The organism is Blastomonas aquatica, assembly GCF_014639875.1.
Taxonomy (GTDB): domain Bacteria; phylum Pseudomonadota; class Alphaproteobacteria; order Sphingomonadales; family Sphingomonadaceae; genus Blastomonas; species Blastomonas aquatica.
Genome location: NZ_BMGD01000003.1, coordinates 192,892 through 210,081 on the forward strand (window position 1 = coordinate 192,892; position 17,190 = coordinate 210,081).

At 63.1% G+C, this 17,190-nt stretch carries 16 protein-coding genes; 8 read left to right on the forward strand and 8 right to left on the reverse strand.

What is annotated here, in order from left to right:
* Nucleotides 1–125: 125 nt before the first annotated feature.
* The 3 genes from putA to IEW00_RS08985 all read right to left on the reverse strand — a co-directional run bounded on the left by putA (nt 126) and on the right by IEW00_RS08985 (nt 5,341).
* Nucleotides 126–3,611, reverse strand: coding sequence for a bifunctional proline dehydrogenase/L-glutamate gamma-semialdehyde dehydrogenase PutA (putA, locus tag IEW00_RS08975; RefSeq protein ID WP_188514067.1), 3,486 nt, complete (start codon nt 3,609–3,611; stop codon nt 126–128).
* A 210-nt stretch (nt 3,612–3,821) separates the two neighbouring features.
* A complete protein-coding gene (spt, locus tag IEW00_RS08980) occupies nt 3,822–5,021 on the reverse strand; it encodes a serine palmitoyltransferase (protein WP_188514068.1) in 1,200 nt (399 codons plus the stop codon).
* Between the two features lie 77 nt (nt 5,022–5,098).
* On the reverse strand, nt 5,099–5,341 hold the full coding sequence (locus IEW00_RS08985) for an acyl carrier protein (protein WP_188514069.1): 243 nt from the start codon (nt 5,339–5,341) through the stop codon (nt 5,099–5,101).
* A gap of 251 nt (nt 5,342–5,592) precedes the next feature.
* Between IEW00_RS08985 and IEW00_RS08990 the strand changes: the two genes are divergently transcribed.
* The gene (locus tag IEW00_RS08990) at nt 5,593–6,078 is read left to right on the forward strand and encodes a Pycsar system effector family protein (protein WP_229736923.1); all 486 of its coding nucleotides are present in this window, start codon (nt 5,593–5,595) and stop codon (nt 6,076–6,078) included.
* On the opposite strand, the gene IEW00_RS08995 is transcribed toward IEW00_RS08990, so the two are convergent.
* The 3 genes from IEW00_RS08995 to obgE all read right to left on the reverse strand — a co-directional run bounded on the left by IEW00_RS08995 (nt 6,071) and on the right by obgE (nt 9,293).
* Nucleotides 6,071–6,982 carry an NAD-dependent epimerase/dehydratase family protein gene (locus tag IEW00_RS08995; RefSeq protein ID WP_188514071.1) on the reverse strand — a complete coding sequence of 304 codons (912 nt, stop codon included), beginning with the start codon at nt 6,980–6,982 and terminating at the stop codon, nt 6,071–6,073. The genes IEW00_RS08990 and IEW00_RS08995 overlap by 8 nt on opposite strands.
* The gene (gene proB, locus IEW00_RS09000) at nt 6,979–8,127 is read right to left on the reverse strand and encodes a glutamate 5-kinase (RefSeq protein WP_188514072.1); all 1,149 of its coding nucleotides are present in this window, start codon (nt 8,125–8,127) and stop codon (nt 6,979–6,981) included. The genes IEW00_RS08995 and proB overlap by 4 nt, the downstream gene beginning before the upstream one ends.
* 107 nt (nt 8,128–8,234) lie before the next feature.
* Entirely contained in the window at nt 8,235–9,293 is a 1,059-nt protein-coding gene (obgE, locus tag IEW00_RS09005) for a GTPase ObgE (protein ID WP_188514073.1), read from the reverse strand.
* A gap of 145 nt (nt 9,294–9,438) precedes the next feature.
* Between obgE and clpS the strand changes: the two genes are divergently transcribed.
* The gene (clpS, locus tag IEW00_RS09010; RefSeq protein WP_229736924.1) at nt 9,439–9,852 is read left to right on the forward strand and encodes an ATP-dependent Clp protease adapter ClpS; all 414 of its coding nucleotides are present in this window, start codon (nt 9,439–9,441) and stop codon (nt 9,850–9,852) included.
* 58 nt (nt 9,853–9,910) lie between these two features.
* A complete protein-coding gene (gene murA / locus IEW00_RS09015) occupies nt 9,911–11,194 on the forward strand; it encodes a UDP-N-acetylglucosamine 1-carboxyvinyltransferase (RefSeq protein WP_188514074.1) in 1,284 nt (427 codons plus the stop codon).
* Between the two features lie 89 nt (nt 11,195–11,283).
* Here murA and IEW00_RS09020 read toward each other — a convergent pair whose 3' ends face one another.
* Both IEW00_RS09020 and IEW00_RS09025 read right to left on the reverse strand, forming a co-directional pair.
* On the reverse strand, nt 11,284–11,577 hold the full coding sequence (locus IEW00_RS09020; protein ID WP_188514075.1) for a ribbon-helix-helix domain-containing protein: 294 nt from the start codon (nt 11,575–11,577) through the stop codon (nt 11,284–11,286).
* Nucleotides 11,574–12,020, reverse strand: a complete 447-nt coding sequence (locus IEW00_RS09025) for a DUF1801 domain-containing protein (RefSeq protein ID WP_188514076.1) — start codon at nt 12,018–12,020, stop codon at nt 11,574–11,576. The genes IEW00_RS09020 and IEW00_RS09025 overlap by 4 nt, the downstream gene beginning before the upstream one ends.
* 246 nt (nt 12,021–12,266) lie before the next feature.
* Between IEW00_RS09025 and IEW00_RS09030 the strand changes: the two genes are divergently transcribed.
* The 5 genes from IEW00_RS09030 (at nt 12,267) to IEW00_RS09050 (ending at nt 17,167) form a co-directional block, all read left to right on the forward strand.
* Nucleotides 12,267–12,839, forward strand: a complete 573-nt coding sequence (locus IEW00_RS09030; protein ID WP_188514077.1) for a TMEM165/GDT1 family protein — start codon at nt 12,267–12,269, stop codon at nt 12,837–12,839.
* 73 nt (nt 12,840–12,912) lie between these two features.
* On the forward strand, nt 12,913–14,130 hold the full coding sequence (locus tag IEW00_RS09035) for an argininosuccinate synthase (protein WP_188514078.1): 1,218 nt from the start codon (nt 12,913–12,915) through the stop codon (nt 14,128–14,130).
* Between the two features lie 8 nt (nt 14,131–14,138).
* Nucleotides 14,139–14,594, forward strand: coding sequence for a DUF3429 domain-containing protein (locus tag IEW00_RS09040; RefSeq protein WP_188514079.1), 456 nt, complete (start codon nt 14,139–14,141; stop codon nt 14,592–14,594).
* A 1,016-nt stretch (nt 14,595–15,610) separates the two neighbouring features.
* Entirely contained in the window at nt 15,611–16,237 is a 627-nt protein-coding gene (locus tag IEW00_RS09045) for a cupin domain-containing protein (protein WP_188514080.1), read from the forward strand.
* Between the two features lie 216 nt (nt 16,238–16,453).
* A complete protein-coding gene (locus IEW00_RS09050; protein WP_188514081.1) occupies nt 16,454–17,167 on the forward strand; it encodes an EAL domain-containing protein in 714 nt (237 codons plus the stop codon).
* Nucleotides 17,168–17,190 lie beyond the last annotated feature (23 nt).

Consider the following 17,190-nt stretch of genomic DNA (forward strand, 5'->3'; position numbering starts at 1 on the left):
CGTTTGCGGGAGGGGCAGGTGCGGCTTGCTGAACCGGGGTGGGCCTGAATAGGCGTCTGCTCAGGCCCATCCCGGCCTCGGCTTCGCCTCAGCCTCCCCTCCCGCAATCGGGAGGGGAGAACTAATCACGCCAGCAACGACACATTTCCGCCAGCGGCTGTCGTATCGATGCACACATGGCGCTCGTGAACACACCGCGCGGCAAAGTGCTCTTCGGTGAACAGCGGCAAGATGTCGCCTTCGCGCTCGGCCAGTGCCTTGCGGATCGCGCGCTGGTCGTCGCTGGTGCTCCATGCGGCCACGGCGTCGAAGCCGGCAATCTGGGCCAGGTCGGCGCGTTCAATGAACCCGTCGATGGCGTGTTGACCTCTGGCTCCAGGTACCACGATCAATGCGGCGCACCCTTCGGATTGCGCGGCCTGGGCCTGTTGTGTCGCAGCCTCAAGGGTTGGCCCCAGGCACAGCACCCGGCCACGCGGATAGGTCGACAGCACGTTCGATTCGCCGGTCGGTCCGGGCATTGTCATCGTATCCAGCGGCAGTTCGGTCACCCGCGGCAAGGCTGCCAGTGCAGTCTCGACCTCGGCGCGCGCAGCGATCCGGGTGAGCGGCGGCAGTTCGAGCTGGGGGCCGGGCGCTTCGGCAAAGCGCGGAAGATAGCGGGGTCCGCCCGCCTTGGGGCCGGTGCCCGACAGGCCCTCGCCGCCGAATGGCTGCGCGCCGACGACCGCGCCGATCTGGTTGCGGTTGACGTACATGTTGCCTGCATGCATCCGCGCGGTCACATGCTCGACGCGGCTGTCGATGCGGGTCTGCAGTCCGAAGGTCAGGCCATAGCCGCGGGCATTGATCCGTTCGATCAGCGTGTCGATCTCGCCTGCCTCGAAGGTCGCGACGTGCAGCACCGGCCCGAAAATCTCTTCGGCAATGTCATCGATACCGCCGACCGACAGGGCGGCGGGGCCTACGAACCAGCCGGTGTCGGGCGTGCCCAGCTGCTTGAGCAACCGTCCCTCGCGCTTCGCGGTCTCGATATGTGCGACGATCTTTTCGCGAGCCTGCCGGTCGATCACGGGGCCGACATCGTTGGCCAGCCACCACGGATCGCCCAGCGACAACGCATCCATCGCGCCGAACAGCATTTCGTTGAGAGGTTCGGCAATGTCGCGCTGCACGTAGAGCATGCGCAGCGCCGAACAGCGCTGCCCCGCGGACTGGAAAGCCGATGCGACAATATCGCGCACCGCCTGTTCGGGCAGCGCGGTCGAATCGACGATCATCGCGTTGATGCCACCGGTTTCAGCGATCAGCATCGCGCCGGGTGACGATTTTTCTGCCATATTGCGGTTGATCACCTGCGCGGTGGCAGTCGATCCGGTGAAGCAGGTCCCGGCGATCCCATCGTCGCCAGTCAGCGCGGTTCCGACGACCCGGCCTGATCCGGGAAGCAATTGAAGGGCATGAGCGGGAACACCTGCCTGATGGAGCAGCTTGGTCGCCAGATATGCGATCAACGGGGTCTGGTCGGCAGGCTTTGCAAGGACCCCGTTCCCGCATGCCAGGGCAGCAGCGATCTGGCCGGTGAAGATCGCCAGCGGGAAGTTCCACGGCGAGATGCAGGTGATGATACCGCGCGGCGCCAATGCCGGGTTGCTGACGGCTTCAGCTGCGTAATAACGGAGGAAATCGACCGCTTCGCGCAACTCCGCAATCGCATCGGGCGCGCATTTACCAGCCTCTCGTGCGAGCAGCGCGAAAATTTCGCCATGGTTTTCTTCGAGCAGATCTGCGGCACGGTTGAGCGTGGCGGCGCGATCGGTGACCGGAACGTTCCACGGCCGGGCTGCGGCGATGGCCGCAGACGCCTGCTCGGCTGTGGCGTCACGCACGGTGCCGATCTGCGAATCCGGGTTGGCCGGATCGAATACCTCGCGTTCGCTACTGGCAGCGCCTGGCGCTCCGGCGATCAGGGGTGCGGCGTGCCATTGGGCATCGGCAAAAGCGCTGCGCGATTCAAGGAATTCGTTGAGGTCGGCGCGATTGGCGAGGTCCCAGCCGCGCGAATTGATGCGCGAAGGAGCATAAAGCGCATGCGGACGGATGATCTTGGTGTGCGCCTCCGCACGCCCGGCATCGAGCTGCTCGAACGGATCGGCGGCGATCGCCTCGGCGGGCACCGCATGGTTGGCAAGCTGGTTGACGAACGAGGAGTTCGCACCGTTTTCCAGCAGGCGGCGCACCAGATAGGCGAGCAGTTCACGATGCTTGCCCACCGGGGCATAGATCCGCGAGCGAACCTTCTCGTTGCGCAGCAGTGCGCCATGCAGGGGCTCGCCCATTCCGTGCAGCCGCTGAAACTCGAAGTCGTCGCGATTGCCTGCCATCTCGAGGATCGCTGCGACGCTGTGCGCATTGTGCGTGGCGAACTGGGGATATATGCGGTCGGTGAGTTTCAACAGCTGCGCGGAGCAGCAGATATACGATATGTCGGTTGCCGCCTTGCTGGTGAAAACCGGGAAATCAGGTACGCCGTCGACCTGCGCGCGTTTGATCTCGGTGTCCCAGTAAGCACCCTTGACCAGTCGGACCATGATCTTGCGGTCGAGCGATTGCGCAAGCCCATAGAGCCAGTCGATCACGAAGCTGGCGCGCTTGCCGAAGGCCTGAACGACGACGCCGAGGCCATCCCAACCTGCAAGCGACGGATCGCTGAGCACCAGTTGGATGATGTCGAGCGAAAGCCCGAGGCGATAGGCCTCCTCGGCATCGATGTTGAGCCCGATGCGCGCATCGCGCGCGGCGCGGGCGAGCTCGAGCACGCGGTCGGCGAGCGCGGGAACGCACTCGTCGGTCTTACCCATCTCATAGCGCGGATACAGTGCGGACAGCTTGATCGACAGCCCCGGATTGGTGCGCATGTCATCGGTCTTGGCGGCGTTCGCGATGGCGCGGATAGCATCCATATAGGCTGCGAAATAGGTGTCGGCATCGGGGAAGGTCAGGGCGGCCTCGCCCAGCATGTCGTAACTGAACGTCGCGCCGTCGTCCGCCCATTTGCGCGATCGCTTGAGCGCCTCGCCCATGTCTTCGCCGAGTACGAACTGGTTGCCCAATTCCTTCATCGCCCGTCGCACCGCAACACGGATAACGGGCTCGCCCAGCCGCTTGATCGCGCCGCGCAGCGCATCCAACGGTCCTCTGCTCACCGAACCCTCGAGCACCGATTGCGTCATCGAGAGCGCGAAGGTGCTGGCGTTGACCAGGCTGTGTTCGGACTTGCCGAAATGCTCGCGCCAGTTGGCGGTCGAAATCTTGTCTTCAATAAGGTCGTCGATCGTCTCGGCATCGGGCACCCGCAGCAGCGCCTCGGCCAATGTCATCAGTGCCAGACCCTCGTCGCTCGACAGGCCGTATTGGCCGAGGAAGCTTTCCATCAGCGTGGGGCCTGAGGCGGCGCGGACGTCCTCGACCACCCGTACCGCACGCGCGCGGATGCGAGCCCGCATTTCGGGCGAGGGGGCGTACTGCGCGATCAGATAATCGAGCACCGCGCCTTCATCGGCCCGGTGATGAGCGCGCACGATATCGCGCAGCGCAAGCAGTTCGGTCATGGCAAAAGGCCTTGTCTGGGGAGGACTCTCAAAGTCCGCCAATACAGCAATTTTCGGGGTTTTGAAGGGGTGTGATTGCGGTTTGGCTGATGCGCTTCCCCCTCCATCCAAGGGAGGGGTTACGGGTAGGTCGGCGAGAATATGCTACGCAGGTTTTGGAACGGCATACCCGCCCCCGGCCCCTCCCTAGAAGGGAGGGGAGCAATCCCATCAAATCACCCCGACGTCCTTGCCGGCAGCTTCGAAGATGCCCAGGATCTCGGTGACCTGCTCCGCTGTATGCTCCGCGCACAGCGAGCAGCGCAGCAGCGTCATGCCGGCAGGGGTTGCTGGCGGACGAGCAAGGTTGACGTACAATCCGCGCTCGAGCAGCGCCTGCCACATCTGCGCGCCCTTCAGCATATCGGTCATGATCACCGCGATGATGCCGCTCTGCGCCTCTGGCGTGCCGAGCGAGAAGCCCAGATCGCGCAGGCCCTGATGGAGCCGCTTGGAGTTTTCCCAGAGATGCGCGCGCTTGTTGCCGGCGTGCATCAGCTTGCGGATGCTGGTCGCGGCGGTGGCGACGACCGAGGGCGGCAGGCTGGCGGTGAACACGTACGGACGGCAGACGAGGCGCAGCACCTCGAACTTGGGGTGGTTGGAAACGCAGAAGCCGCCGACGGTGCCGACCGACTTGCTGAACGTACCAATGATGAAATCGACGTCGTCCAGCACGCCTGCGGCTTCGGCGACGCCGCGGCCGTTCTCGCCGATAAAGCCCATCGAATGCGCCTCGTCGACCAGCACCATCGCGCCTGCCGCCTTGGAAACCGCGACCATTTCCTTCAATGGCGCGATATCGCCGAGCATCGAATAGACGCCCTCGAGGATCACCAATTTGCCCGCTTCGGGGGGCAGGCGCTTGAGCCGCTTTTCGAGCGCTTCGACGTCATTGTGCCGGAAGGCGACGATCTGGGCGTTGCCGAGCGCGCAGCCATCATAGATCGAAGCGTGGCTGTCGGTATCGAGGATGATGTAGTCCTCCTTGCCCGCCATGGTCGAGATGATGCCGAGGTTTGCCTGGTATCCGGTCGAAAAGACCATCGCATGGTCCATTCCGTAGAACTCCTTGAGCGCCTCTTCGCAATCGCGGTGCCCGGCATAGGTGCCGTTGAGCACGCGGCTTCCGGTGGTACCCGATCCGAAATTGTCGAGCGCCGCCTTGCCTGCCTCGAGCACATCGGGATCGAAGGTCATGCCCATATAGTTGTAGGTGCCCAGCAGGATCGTCTCCTTGCCGTTGCACATCGCCACGGTGGGCGATTTGACCGATTCCATGACCAAGGCGTAGGGATCGCGCACGCCGTGCGAAAGCAAAGCCTCGCGCTCGCCGATCAGGGCGTCAAACTTGGAGAAGAGGTCGGTCATGGGATCATTCTCTGATGAAGAGGGCCGGGATGGGCTCATAATACGCCGCGCAGATAGGCAACGCAGCGCAAATAGGGTCAGGCAGTCAGCTTTTCCACCGTGGCGACCAATTGGCCGACGGTTTCGATCTCGGCCTGCATGTTCATCGTGATGATGATGTCGAACTCGTCCTCTATCGCCGCGACGAAGTCCATCACCGTCAGGCTGTCCCATTCGAGATCGGAAGCGAAGGTTGTGCCTTCAGTCAGTTCGACGCCCTTTTTGTTGAAAGGCTCGATCTGCGTGGCGATGCGATAATAGGTTGCGGTCCGGTCGGTCATGTCTGTCTTTCGTCGATCAAGGGTTGGCACCGCATTGCCAAGCGATTGCGGCATAAACGCGGCAGTATGTTGAAGCCTGAAGAGCAGTGCGGCGGCCCTTGTCAAGCAGGTCGCGTCTATGTCACTAACCTGCGATGAAACAGGGGGGCACAGCAGAGCGAGTCGAAACGTCAAGACCGGCGGTTTCAGCCCCATGGCCACAAACCCCGCACACCTTTTCACCGCATGCGATCCATCTGATCCGAACATCGGTGCAGACGAACCTCGCGCTCAGCCAGATGGCCGACCAGAAAGCTAGCATCCTGATGGGTGCTACCTTCGTGGTATTCACCATTTCGGTAGGGCAGGCGCGCAGCGGCAACTTCACGCTGCCGTTGATCGTGCTGGCGCTGTTTGCATTCCTGTCGGCGATGTGCGCGGTGTTCGCCATCCTGCCATCGGTGCGTGGAGCGCCCAAGCCCAAGGGGCCGGTTATCCCGGGATCGACCAACTTCATGTTCTTCGGCAATTTTTCAGGGATGGCGGAGGACGACTTCGCCGATCTGGTGATCGAACAGTTGCACACCGACGAGACGATCTTCCGCACGATGCTGCGCGATGTCCACCAGAACGGCATGGTGTTGCAGCACAAGAAGTACCGTTATCTCGGCCACGCCTATCGCATCTTCCTGATCGGCCTGTCGCTGACCTTCGCGCTGTTTGTGGTCGAGCTGGCGCTGGGCCGCTCGCTTATTTGAGCCAGCCCTTGGCACGATACCAGCGCGCGGTTTCTGCCAGTCCCTGCCGTGTTGCGATTGCCGGCTGCCACAATTCGCGCGGCGGACGGCGCAGCGGATCGGCGGTCCAGTCGCTGTGCGCGATGTAGCGCGCACGGTCGGGGGTGAGCTTGGCACCCTTGCCGCGCATCAGACGATCGGCATGTGCAGCGACATTAAGCGCAAGCTTTGGCGTGCTGAATGCGCGCACCTTGCGCCCCACCGCGTCGCCCAGCGCATTGGCAAAGTCGGCATGGCTCCAGCCGCGCTGCGTGCCATCATCGACCTCGTAGATCGCACCAGGTTCGCCGCCACCGCTCGCAAGCCGCACCAGCATCGATGCCAGATCGGCGACATGCACCACCGACATCCGACCGGCTGGCGGCAGCATCACCACCCCGCGCGCGGCCATGCGGAACAGGTCGAGCATCTCTGTATCGCCGGGGCCATAGACCGCCGGCGGTCGCACCATCTGCCATTCGAGCCCGGATGCGATGACAAGGGCTTCTGCCTCCGCCTTGGACCAGCAATAGTTCGAAAGATCGCGTTCGCGCGCGGCGAGTGAAGAAACGTGGATGAATCGGGCCACGCCAGCCGCTTTCGCCGCTGCCAGCATGTTCTCGGTGCCGGTGATGTTGCCTGCGACGAAGCCTGCGCGATCGGGCGCGTTGACCACGCCAGCGATATGCAGCACGCAATCGGCCCCGGTGCACAGTTCTGCCAGGCTATCGGGATCATCGAGCGCGCCTGCCACCCAGGTCACGCCATCGCGCGTCGGCTGCGGGCGGCGGGTGAGCGCGCGGACCTGATGACCCTGGTCAAGCGCTTGCGTGATGCTGGCCCCCCCGACAAAGCCGGTGCCGCCGGTCAGCGCGATGACGCTCACAGCAGCACCATCTGGTCGCGGTGGACCAGCGAACTGCGCGGCGCATGGCCCAGCACATCGGCAATCGCGTCGGTCCGCAGGCCCATGATCCTGGCCATATCGGCGGCGTCGTATTCGGTCAGTCCGCGTGCGATCGTCTCACCGGTTGCGCTCAGGATTTCGACGACATCGCCGCGCACGAACTTGCCGTCGACTGCAATTGCACCGGCGGCCAGCAGGCTCGATCCCTTGCCAAGCGCAGCCTCAGCGCCTGCGTCCACGGTGATGCGCCCGCGCGCGGTCATCCGCCCGGCAAGCCACAATTTGCGGCCCTTGCCCTGCGGCCCGGCGGTGAACACCGTTCCGCGCCCGCCCTCCGCCAGCCTTGCCAGCGGATTGGCCAGCGTGCCGTTGGCGATGGCCAGGTGCGCGCCCGCGCTGGTCGCGATCCGTGCTGCCTCAAGCTTGGAGAGCATGCCCCCTGATCCCATTCCCGATGCCGATCCGCCATCGGCCATCGCGCGGACCCTCGCATCGATCCGCGCGACACTTTCGACGAGCTTGGCCTCGGGGTTGTTCTTGGGGTTGGCGGTAAACAGGCCATCGACATCGGAAAGCAGCACCACGCCGGCTGCGCCCGCCGCCTGCGCGATCCGCGCGGCGAGCCGGTCGTTGTCGCCAAAGCGGATTTCCTCGGTCGCGACCGAATCATTCTCGTTGATCACCGGGACGGCTCCCAGCGCGATCAGGCGGCGCAATGTCGCCGACGCGTTGAGGAAGCGCCTGCGGTCCTCGAGGTCATCGAGCGTGACCAGCATCTGCGCGGCGGTAATGCTGTGATTGCCCAGCAGTTCGGCCCAGCACTGGCTGAGCGCGATCTGACCGGTGGCAGCGGACGCCTGCGCGTCCTCCAGGCTGGCGCGGCCGCCCTTGGGCAGCCCCAGCCGCCGGGCACCCAATGCGATTGCGCCCGAGGACACGATGACGATGCGCTGACCGCCTTCGATCCGTACAGCGAGGTCGGCGACCAGAGACGCCAGCCACTCACGCCGCACTGTTCCGTCGGGCGCGACCAGCAACGCTGATCCGACCTTGACCACCAGCACCGGGCAGGCGGCGGGTGAGAGCAATGTGGCGGGGGAGGGGGGCAGGCCTTGGGGTGTCATCACTGTCGCTCTTCAGTTTTCCGGCGAAAGCCGGAATCCAGGGCGAGTGCAATGCTATCGCGCCCCTGGACTCCGGCTTTCGCCGGAGAACGGTTTTGTACAAAAGCTCAAACCGGCGACCAGACTCCCGGCTCGTTGTCGGCATTCGGATCGACCCCTTCGGGCTTCTCGGTCGCGGTATCACGCGGCAGATACTCGAGCAGCGCATCGAACAGCGCCTCGATTCCCGCGCCGGTGGCCGCCGAAATCGGGAACACGCGCTCGGCCCCTGCGGCCAGCACTTCGTCCGAGAAATGCTGCATCAGCTCATCGTCGAGCAGATCGCCCTTGTTGAGCGCGACCAGACGCGGCTTTTCATCCAGCCCGGCACCGTAATTGGTGAGCTCGCCATTGACGATCCGCATCGCTTCGAGCGGGTCCTCGCCATTGGCATCGATCAGATGGATCAGCACCTGGCAGCGTTCGATATGGCCCAGGAAGCGGTCGCCGATGCCTGCGCCTTCGGCCGCACCCTCGATCAGTCCGGGGATGTCGGCGAGCACGAACTCGCGGTTCTTGTGCTGCACCACGCCCAATTGCGGGCGCAGCGTGGTGAACGGATAGTCGCCGACCTTGGCGTGCGTGTTGGTCACCTGGTTGATGAAGGTCGACTTGCCCGCATTGGGCAGCCCGACCAGGCCCGCGTCGGCCATCAGCTTGAGTCTCAGCCAGACGTACATTTCAGCGCCGGGCCAGCCGGGGCCGTGCTGGCGCGGGGTGCGGTTGGTGCTGGTCTTGTAGCTCAGGTTGCCGCGCCCGCCATCGCCGCCGCGCAGCAGCGTGATCGTCTGCCCGGCATGGGTGAAGTCGGCGAGCACCTCTTCCTTGTCCTCGCTCAGCACTTGGGTGCCGACAGGTACCTTGATCACCAGGTCTTCGCCGCCCGCACCGGTGCGGTTGCGGCCCATGCCACCGGTGCCGCGCTTGGCCTTGAAATGCTGGGTGTAACGAAAATCGATCAGCGTGTTCAGACCGCTCACCGCTTCGAAGACGATGTCGCCACCCTTGCCGCCGTTGCCGCCATCGGGTCCACCATATTCGACATATTTTTCGCGGCGAAAGGACACCGCGCCCTGTCCGCCGGTACCCGAACGGATGAAAATCTTGGCTTGATCGAGAAAATGCATGGCGCAGCCCCTAAAGGAATGCGGCGTAAAACGCCAGAGCCCGCGATGACGGCCATAACCTGGGTCAACGTTAGCCGCACGTTGCCCTCAATTTGCATGCTACCCCTTGCCTGAGGCCAGCGAAATACGATATTCGCAATCATCTATGCACCCTGCAACCAACACATCCGCGCTGCGCCCGGCGCGCCATGATCCCGCTTTGCGGGGCATCAGGCTTCCCGTGCATGCCGGACCCGACCGCGAGGACGGGAATGACGATGGCCCGCCCGATATCGGCATCGCGGTCAAGACCCGCGCCAAGTCGAAAAAGCCCAGCCAGTACAAGGTTCTGATGCTCAACGACGATTACACCCCGATGGAGTTCGTCGTGCTGGTGCTCAAGCGGTTTTTCAGCATGAATATGGACGAGGCGACCCGGGTGATGCTCCACGTTCACCAGAAGGGAGTCGGCGTCTGCGGCATCTTCACCTATGAGGTCGCCGAGACCAAGGTGAACCAGGTGATGGACTTCGCCCGCGAACACCAGCACCCGCTGCAGTGCACACTCGAGAAAATTTGACCGTCGCGCACGACCACCACCCCCTTGCACCCGGTGCCGCAGGCGTTAAACAGCGTCGATGGATAAAATCATCATTCGCGGCGGCAAGCCGCTTTCGGGCCGTATTCCCATCTCCGGAGCCAAGAACAGCGCATTGACGCTGTTGCCGTGCGCGCTGCTCACCGACGAGCCGCTGACTTTGCGCAACCTTCCGCGGCTCGCCGACGTCGACAGCTTCGGACATCTGCTCAACCAGCTTGGCGTCTCGACGATGATCGAGGGGGCAAGGCCCGAGGATTTCGGCCGGGTGATGACATTGCGCGCGGGCCGTGTCACGGCAACAGTCGCGCCCTACGACATCGTGCGCAAGATGCGCGCCTCGATCCTGGTGCTGGGCCCCTTGCTGGCACGCGCAGGCGAGGCGACGGTGTCGTTGCCCGGTGGCTGCGCGATCGGCAACCGCCCGATCGACCTGCACCTCAAGGCGCTGGAAGCGTTGGGCGCCGAGATCGAGATCACCGCAGGCTATGTCACTGCGCGCGCGCCCAAGGGCGGGCTGCCCGGTGGCGACTTCGGCTTTCCCGTGGTGTCGGTGGGTGCTACCGAGAACGCGCTGATGGCCGCCGTGCTCGCCAAGGGCACCTCAACATTGCGCAATGCCGCGCGCGAACCCGAAATCGTCGATCTGTGCAACCTGCTGGTGGCGATGGGCGCCGTGATCGAGGGGATCGGCGGCTCCACGCTGGTGATCCACGGCAAGGACCGGCTGCACGGCGCGACCTATCGCGTCATGGCCGACCGGATCGAGGCGGGCAGCTATGCCTGCGCCGCCGCGATCACGGGCAGCGCGCTCGACCTGATCGGCGCACGGTTCGACGAGATGGAGGCGACCATCGCGGCGCTGCGCCAGGCGGGTGTGCACGTCGAGGAAATCGCCGATGGCATCGCGGTGCGCCCCAACGGCAAGCTGCAGGCGGTGACGCTGTCGACCGCGCCGTTCCCTGGTTTTGCCACCGATATGCAGGCGCAGTTCATGGCGATGCTGTGCATGGCACAGGGCGCCAGCGTGCTGACCGAGACGATCTTCGAGAACCGCTATATGCATGTTCCCGAGCTCAACCGCATGGGCGCGCATATCGATGTCAAGGGCCGCACGGCAGTGGTCCACGGGGTTGAGCGTATGGTCGGTGCGCCGGTGATGGCGACCGATCTTCGCGCCTCGATGAGCCTGATCATCGCCGGCCTCGCTGCCGAGGGCGAAACCGAAGTCAGCCGCATCTATCATCTCGACCGTGGCTATGAGCGGCTGGAAGAGAAATTGCAGGCGGTCGGCGCGGACATCGAACGCGTCGGCGGGGATTGAGCGTCCATTTCGTTTTCCGGCGAAAGCCGGAATCCAGGGCGGATGCAGCGCAACCTGGCTCCTGGGCTCCGGCTTTCGCCGGAGAACGGCTAGCTTGAGACGGAAGTTTGTTCTTCAGTTTCCGGCACGGGCGGACTCTGCTCCATCAGATCCCTTACCAGCCACAGCCGGATCGCGCTGGCCAGGTTCGGCGGGCCGACCGCCTCGATGCGTTCGACATCGATCCGCGCGACCAGTGCATTCAAGGGGAGTGCACGCGTTTCCGCCGCCGCCTTGAGCATATCCCAGAACAGGGGCTCCAGGCTGATCGAGGTCAGGTGCCCGGCAATGCCGATGCTGCGCTTGACCGGGCCGCGATACAAGTCGTCGGTCGAGATCGTCATCCGGCGGGGTACAGCCGGTTCATCTCGGCCAGGTCGTGGCCGATAATCTCTTCCAGTACGCCCATATCGATCTGATCCAGCCGGTTTACATAGAGGCAGGATTTTTCCATTTTGTACTTGCCCAGTTTTGACAGCAGCGCATCGCGCTGCGCAGCGGCCTCAGCGTCGTCATAGCCTGCCATCAGGTAGATGCTGTGCTTGCCCTTGCGCGGGGAAAAGCTGGACCGCGCCCATGTCCCTTCGCGCCCGCTGGGGTAATGATAGGTATATTCACCAAAGCCGATGATTGCCGGGCCCCATAATTTAGCTGGTTCGCCGGTGATCCGTTCATACATCGCCAGCAGCTTGGACGCTTCCTCGCGACGCCGGTCGGGCTCGAGGCCCGCGATGAAGCCTTGTACGCTCGTATCGGTTACCACCGTCTTGTTGCCTGCATCTGCCATCTTGCATATCCCAAGATCAAGCACTAAGGGCTAGCACGTCTGATGGGGAGTAGCCAACCGGTGCGTGCACTGGTCCGCGCGTCAACACACTTGGCCGAGATGCCATGGTGCGCGGGTTTCCGGATCTTTTGAAGGTCCGGCTGCCGGCAAGACCGATGACACCTGAATCTCTCGCCCGGCCGGGCAGGGGCGATGGTGTTGTTGCGTTTTGCTCACCTTGCTGCCCGGCCTCGGATTGATCTCCATATGGAAGCCTTTCTTACCTCGCTGTCACTGGTTGCGCTTGCCGAAATGGGGGACAAGACGCAGCTGCTTGCGATCCTGCTCGCTGCCCGGCTGCGCAAGCCTGTCCCGATTATCGCGGGGATACTGGTGGCTACGCTGGCCAACCATTTTTTCGCCGCGCTACTGGGACAGCAGATTGCAGGCCTGATCGACAGCGCGGCGTTTCGCTATGCAATCGCTGCCGGGTTTGTCGGCATGGCGCTTTGGGCATTGATCCCCGACAAGTTCGATGAGGATGACGCGCCAAAGCCTCGTCGCGCAGGGGTTTTCGTCACCACGCTGATCGCTTTCTTCCTGGTCGAGATGGGTGACAAGACCCAGGTCGCCACTGTCGCGATGGGCGCGCACTACCAGAACGTGCTCGCGGTCACCGCAGGCACGACCCTGGGCATGATGGTTGCCAACGTGCCCGCGGTGCTGCTGGGCCACAAGATCGAGCGCATCCTGCCGATCCGCGCGCTGCAGATCGGTGCGGCGCTGCTGTTTGCGGCGCTGGGTGTGTGGGTGGCGGCTCAGACGGCAGGATGGGTCTGATCAACCCTTGCCCCGACTCCAGCGCGCTGATAGGCGGCGCGCAAACACCCTTTCTTGCAGAAAGTCCGCTCGCATGACTCAATCCGTAAACCGCGTCGTTCTGGCCTTTTCGGGCGGACTGGATACCAGCGTCATCCTCAAATGGTTGCAGCAGACGTACACCTGCGAGGTCGTGACCTTCACCGCTGACCTTGGCCAGGGCGAAGAGCTCGAGCCCGCGCGCGCCAAGGCGCAGATGATGGGCGTGAAGCCCGAACACATCTTCATAGACGATCTGCGCGAAGAGTTCGTCAAGGACTACGTCTTCCCGATGATGCGCGCCAATGCGGTGTATGAAGGCACCTATCTGCTGGGCACCTCGATCGCGCGGCCGCTGATCGCCAAGCGCCAGATCGAGATCGCCAAAATGGTCGGCGCCGATGCGGTCAGCCATGGCGCGACCGGCAAGGGCAACGACCAGGTGCGCTTCGAGCTGGGCTATTATGCGCTCGACCCCGACGTCAAGGTAATCGCCCCATGGCGCGAATGGGATTTGACCAGCCGCACCAAGCTGATCGAATTCGCCGAAACCCACCAGATCCCGGTGAGCAAGGACAAGCGCGGCGAAGCGCCGTTCTCGACCGACGCGAACATGTTGCACACCTCGTCCGAGGGCAAGGTGCTCGAAGACCCGTGGGATGAGGTCCCCGACTATGTCTATTCGCGCACCAATCACCCCGAAGATGCGCCCGACACGCCTGAGTACATCACCATCGATTTCGAGCGTGGTGACGGCGTCGCGATCAACGGCGAGGGGATGAGCCCGGCGACGCTGCTCGAAAAGCTCAACGAGTACGGCAAGACGCACGGCATCGGACGGCTCGATCTGGTCGAGAACCGCTTCGTCGGCATGAAGTCGCGCGGCATGTATGAAACCCCGGGCGGCACGATCTATCACATCGCGCACCGCGGCATCGAGCAGCTGACGCTCGATCGCGGCGCGGCGCACCTCAAGGACGAGCTTGCCCCGCGCTATGCCGAGTTGATCTACAACGGCCTGTGGTTCAGCCCCGAGCGCGAGATGCTGCAGGCGGCGATCGATCACAGCCAGGCGCATGTCACCGGCACCGTGCGTCTGAAGCTGTACAAGGGCAATGCCTGGGTCGTCGGGCGCAAATCGCCGTTCTCGCTGTACAGCGAGAAGGTCGTGACCTTCGAGGATGACGCGGGCGCTTATGACCAGAAGGACGCCGAAGGCTTCATCAAGCTGAACGCCCTACGCCTGCGCCTGCTGGGCCGCCGGGGGACCTGAGCGCGCTTATGGAGAGGGTAGAGGGCAAGAACCGCACGCTGATGCAGGTGCTGACCTATGCAGGGGCGCTGCCGTTCCTCGCTGGGGCATCGTGCCACCTCACCGGCTATGGCGATGTCAATGCTGCCAACCTCACCTGCTACTGGGCGTTCACCATCCTGATGTTCATGGCAGGAACGCTGTGGGGCATCCAGGTGGTGGCCCCGCAGAAGGTCAACCCCAACCTGCTGATCGCCAGCAACGTGGTGGTGCTGGCGACCTGGGCTGCGCTTTGGTTCGTGCCGTTCAACGAGGCGGCATTGCTGTTCGCGATCGGCTTTGGCGTGCTGCTGTGGCTGGATCGCCGCGCGGTCGAGGCAGGGGCCACCGATGCTGGCTATGGCACGATGCGGACGCGGGTGACCGCGTTCGTGATTGCTTGCCTGGTGCTGATTGCGGTCGTGCCGATGGGGGCGATTGGCTAACGCCCATGCCGTTCTCCGGCGCAAGCCGGAGTCCAGGAGTCGCATTGCATTGTGGGCGCCCCTGGATTCCGGCTTTCGCCGGAAAACGACGAGTGATTCTCTGGAAGAACAACTCCATTTGTTGCAGCCTTATGAAACAAACCATCAGCCCGACGATAATCCATTGTTGTCCACCATCTTATCCACAACCAACCCGTACCGCCTGTGGATAACTCGTGCAATTTCGCTGGTTGTGACTCGGATGTCGTGACACCTTTGTGAGGTCGGAAGGACAGACGGAAAGCGCACTGAAGAGCGAAAAAGCGTTGAAATACAGCAATGTAGATCATGCTTTGACGGGCGGAGAGTACGCCCGCCAGGAACGCCAGCGATGGTGAGCCGGGCGCGAGAGACGGCAGGTGTTCTGCACCAAGCCCGACATAGGCGGATAAGCCGCCCGGCAGCAGCGATGCTGAAGGGATGGGCAGCCGCCGAAGGTCCGAACGAAGAACCGATGATCGGCTGGCAGGCAAGATGCGAGACGCAAGTCTCGGATGGAGCGGCAGGTCGGTGCGATACCCAGGCCTTGCGAAATGCGGGTCAGGACAAACGGTTAACGCGTATGGTCCTTCGGGACCGTGCTGCCGGGCCGGATAACCTGAAACGGATCAGCGAGACGGGGTGTCAGGCCCAGCGCGGACCCGGGTCCAGCGGTTTTCGGACCACGGAACCGGGCCTCGCGCGAAGCCGGACGCTTGGGAAAGAACGTCGATGGCCGATGCGACAGGCGCAGCAATGCGCATGCCGCGACCGCAAAGCCCGACCCGGACACGTCAGCTCCACCGTTCGCGGCGCAGCAGATGGACCACACAGAGGCGGGAAACCGCTTTCAGGGTTACGGAAAAAAGCTCCGATGATCTTTTCAGGCGCAGTGGGGGCCGACAGCAATGTCGGCCCCCGTTTTGCGTCTGGGTGTGGCATAACGTTTGAGCGCTCGCTTCTGACTGGAGAGGCCATGCGCTAACAGGAGACGCGCCATGCTGTTTTCGTTGTTGATGCTATCGGCAAGCTTGCCGTCGGAGGTTCCGCCGGTCCCCGGATTGTGTTCCGCTCCCGTGCCGGAGGACAGGGAAACCCCCGGCTGCTATCAGACCAACGAGATCGAACTGGCTGGTGCGCCCGCACAGATATACTGGTCGATTTACGAGTATCCCAGCCTTGCTAAGGCAGCGCGGGAATCTCGCCGCCATCGATGGTCGGCGGCAACCCAGATCCACGGCCGCAATTGGCTCTATGTGCTTGGTCCTGCTGGACAGCCGATCCCCGGCGCAACCAGACGCGCCGAAATCGGCCCTATGCAAGTCCCTCCGGGCGAGGTGACCGCGCACTTTTCCGAAGCCATCTTTCCGCCCGGCATGCGAACGCGCGTTCATTCCCACCCCGGTCCAGAGGCATTTTACGTCGTCGAAGGCGAGCAATGCATGGATAGCCCCAGCGACAGTATGATGATCCAGGCTGGCGGCACCTATATCGTTCCGGAAGGTCCGCACATTCAGGCTGCACCCGCGGGAAGGCGCAATCTCGTCCTGATCCTGGCACCCAAGGACAAGCCGTTTGTGATCCCTGGCGGGCAATGGCAACCGAGTGGTTTTTGTGATGGGTAAGGCGTGGAGGTTGATGAGGCTCCTTGCTGTGGGCGCTTGCCCTGCGTTCGGTTTGCCGCAAAGTGCTCCTCAAAATGCGCTCGTTTCACAGGTCGTTAGGGTTTAGCGCGCAAAACATCTTATATTGGGGGGTTAGCCATAAAGCGAAGCGGAGCATTACAGGTGGTGACAGGGTGCCAAGGCTGCCGTTCAGAACAGCATCAATTTGCGATTGCGATGGCTTTCCAGCCCATTGTCGATATTCACACCGGGCTTCCGTTCGCCTATGAGGCGCTGGTTCGCGGGGCAAATGGCGAGGGCGCGGCCGAGGTGCTTGCGCGTGTCTCGCCTGAAAACCGGTATGCTTTCGACCAGCAATGTCGGGTCGCGGCGATCGAGGGTGCCGTGGCTGCGGGGATCCTGAATACCCCGGCACGGCTGTCGATCAACTTTCTCCCCAACGCGGTTTACTCGCCGGTCGCCTGCATCCAGTTGACGCTGCAGACCTCCCGCGACACCGGCCTGCCGACCGATCGGCTGATCTTCGAGTTCACCGAAAACGAACACATGGCCGACACGGCGCATGTCAAGAATATCGTCGATTCCTACCGTAAGATGGGTTTCGGCACCGCGATCGATGATTTTGGCGCCGGACATGCCGGGCTGGGACTGCTGGCCGCGTTCCAGACCGATTACATCAAGCTCGACATGGAGCTGATCCGTGATCTCGATACCAGCATGCCGCGCCGCATGATCGTCGAAGGGGTTGTGCGGATCGCGAAGTCGCTGGACATCACCGTCATCGCCGAGGGGATCGAGACAATCGGCGAATACAACGTACTGCGCTGTTTGGGGGTTCGCTATATGCAGGGTTATCTCCTGGCGCGCCCTGCCTTCAAGGCGTTGCCCGTCATCGAGCTTCCGTCGCAAGATTATGCTGCTGTAGCATAAGGGCATGCTGACGGTCTGACCGG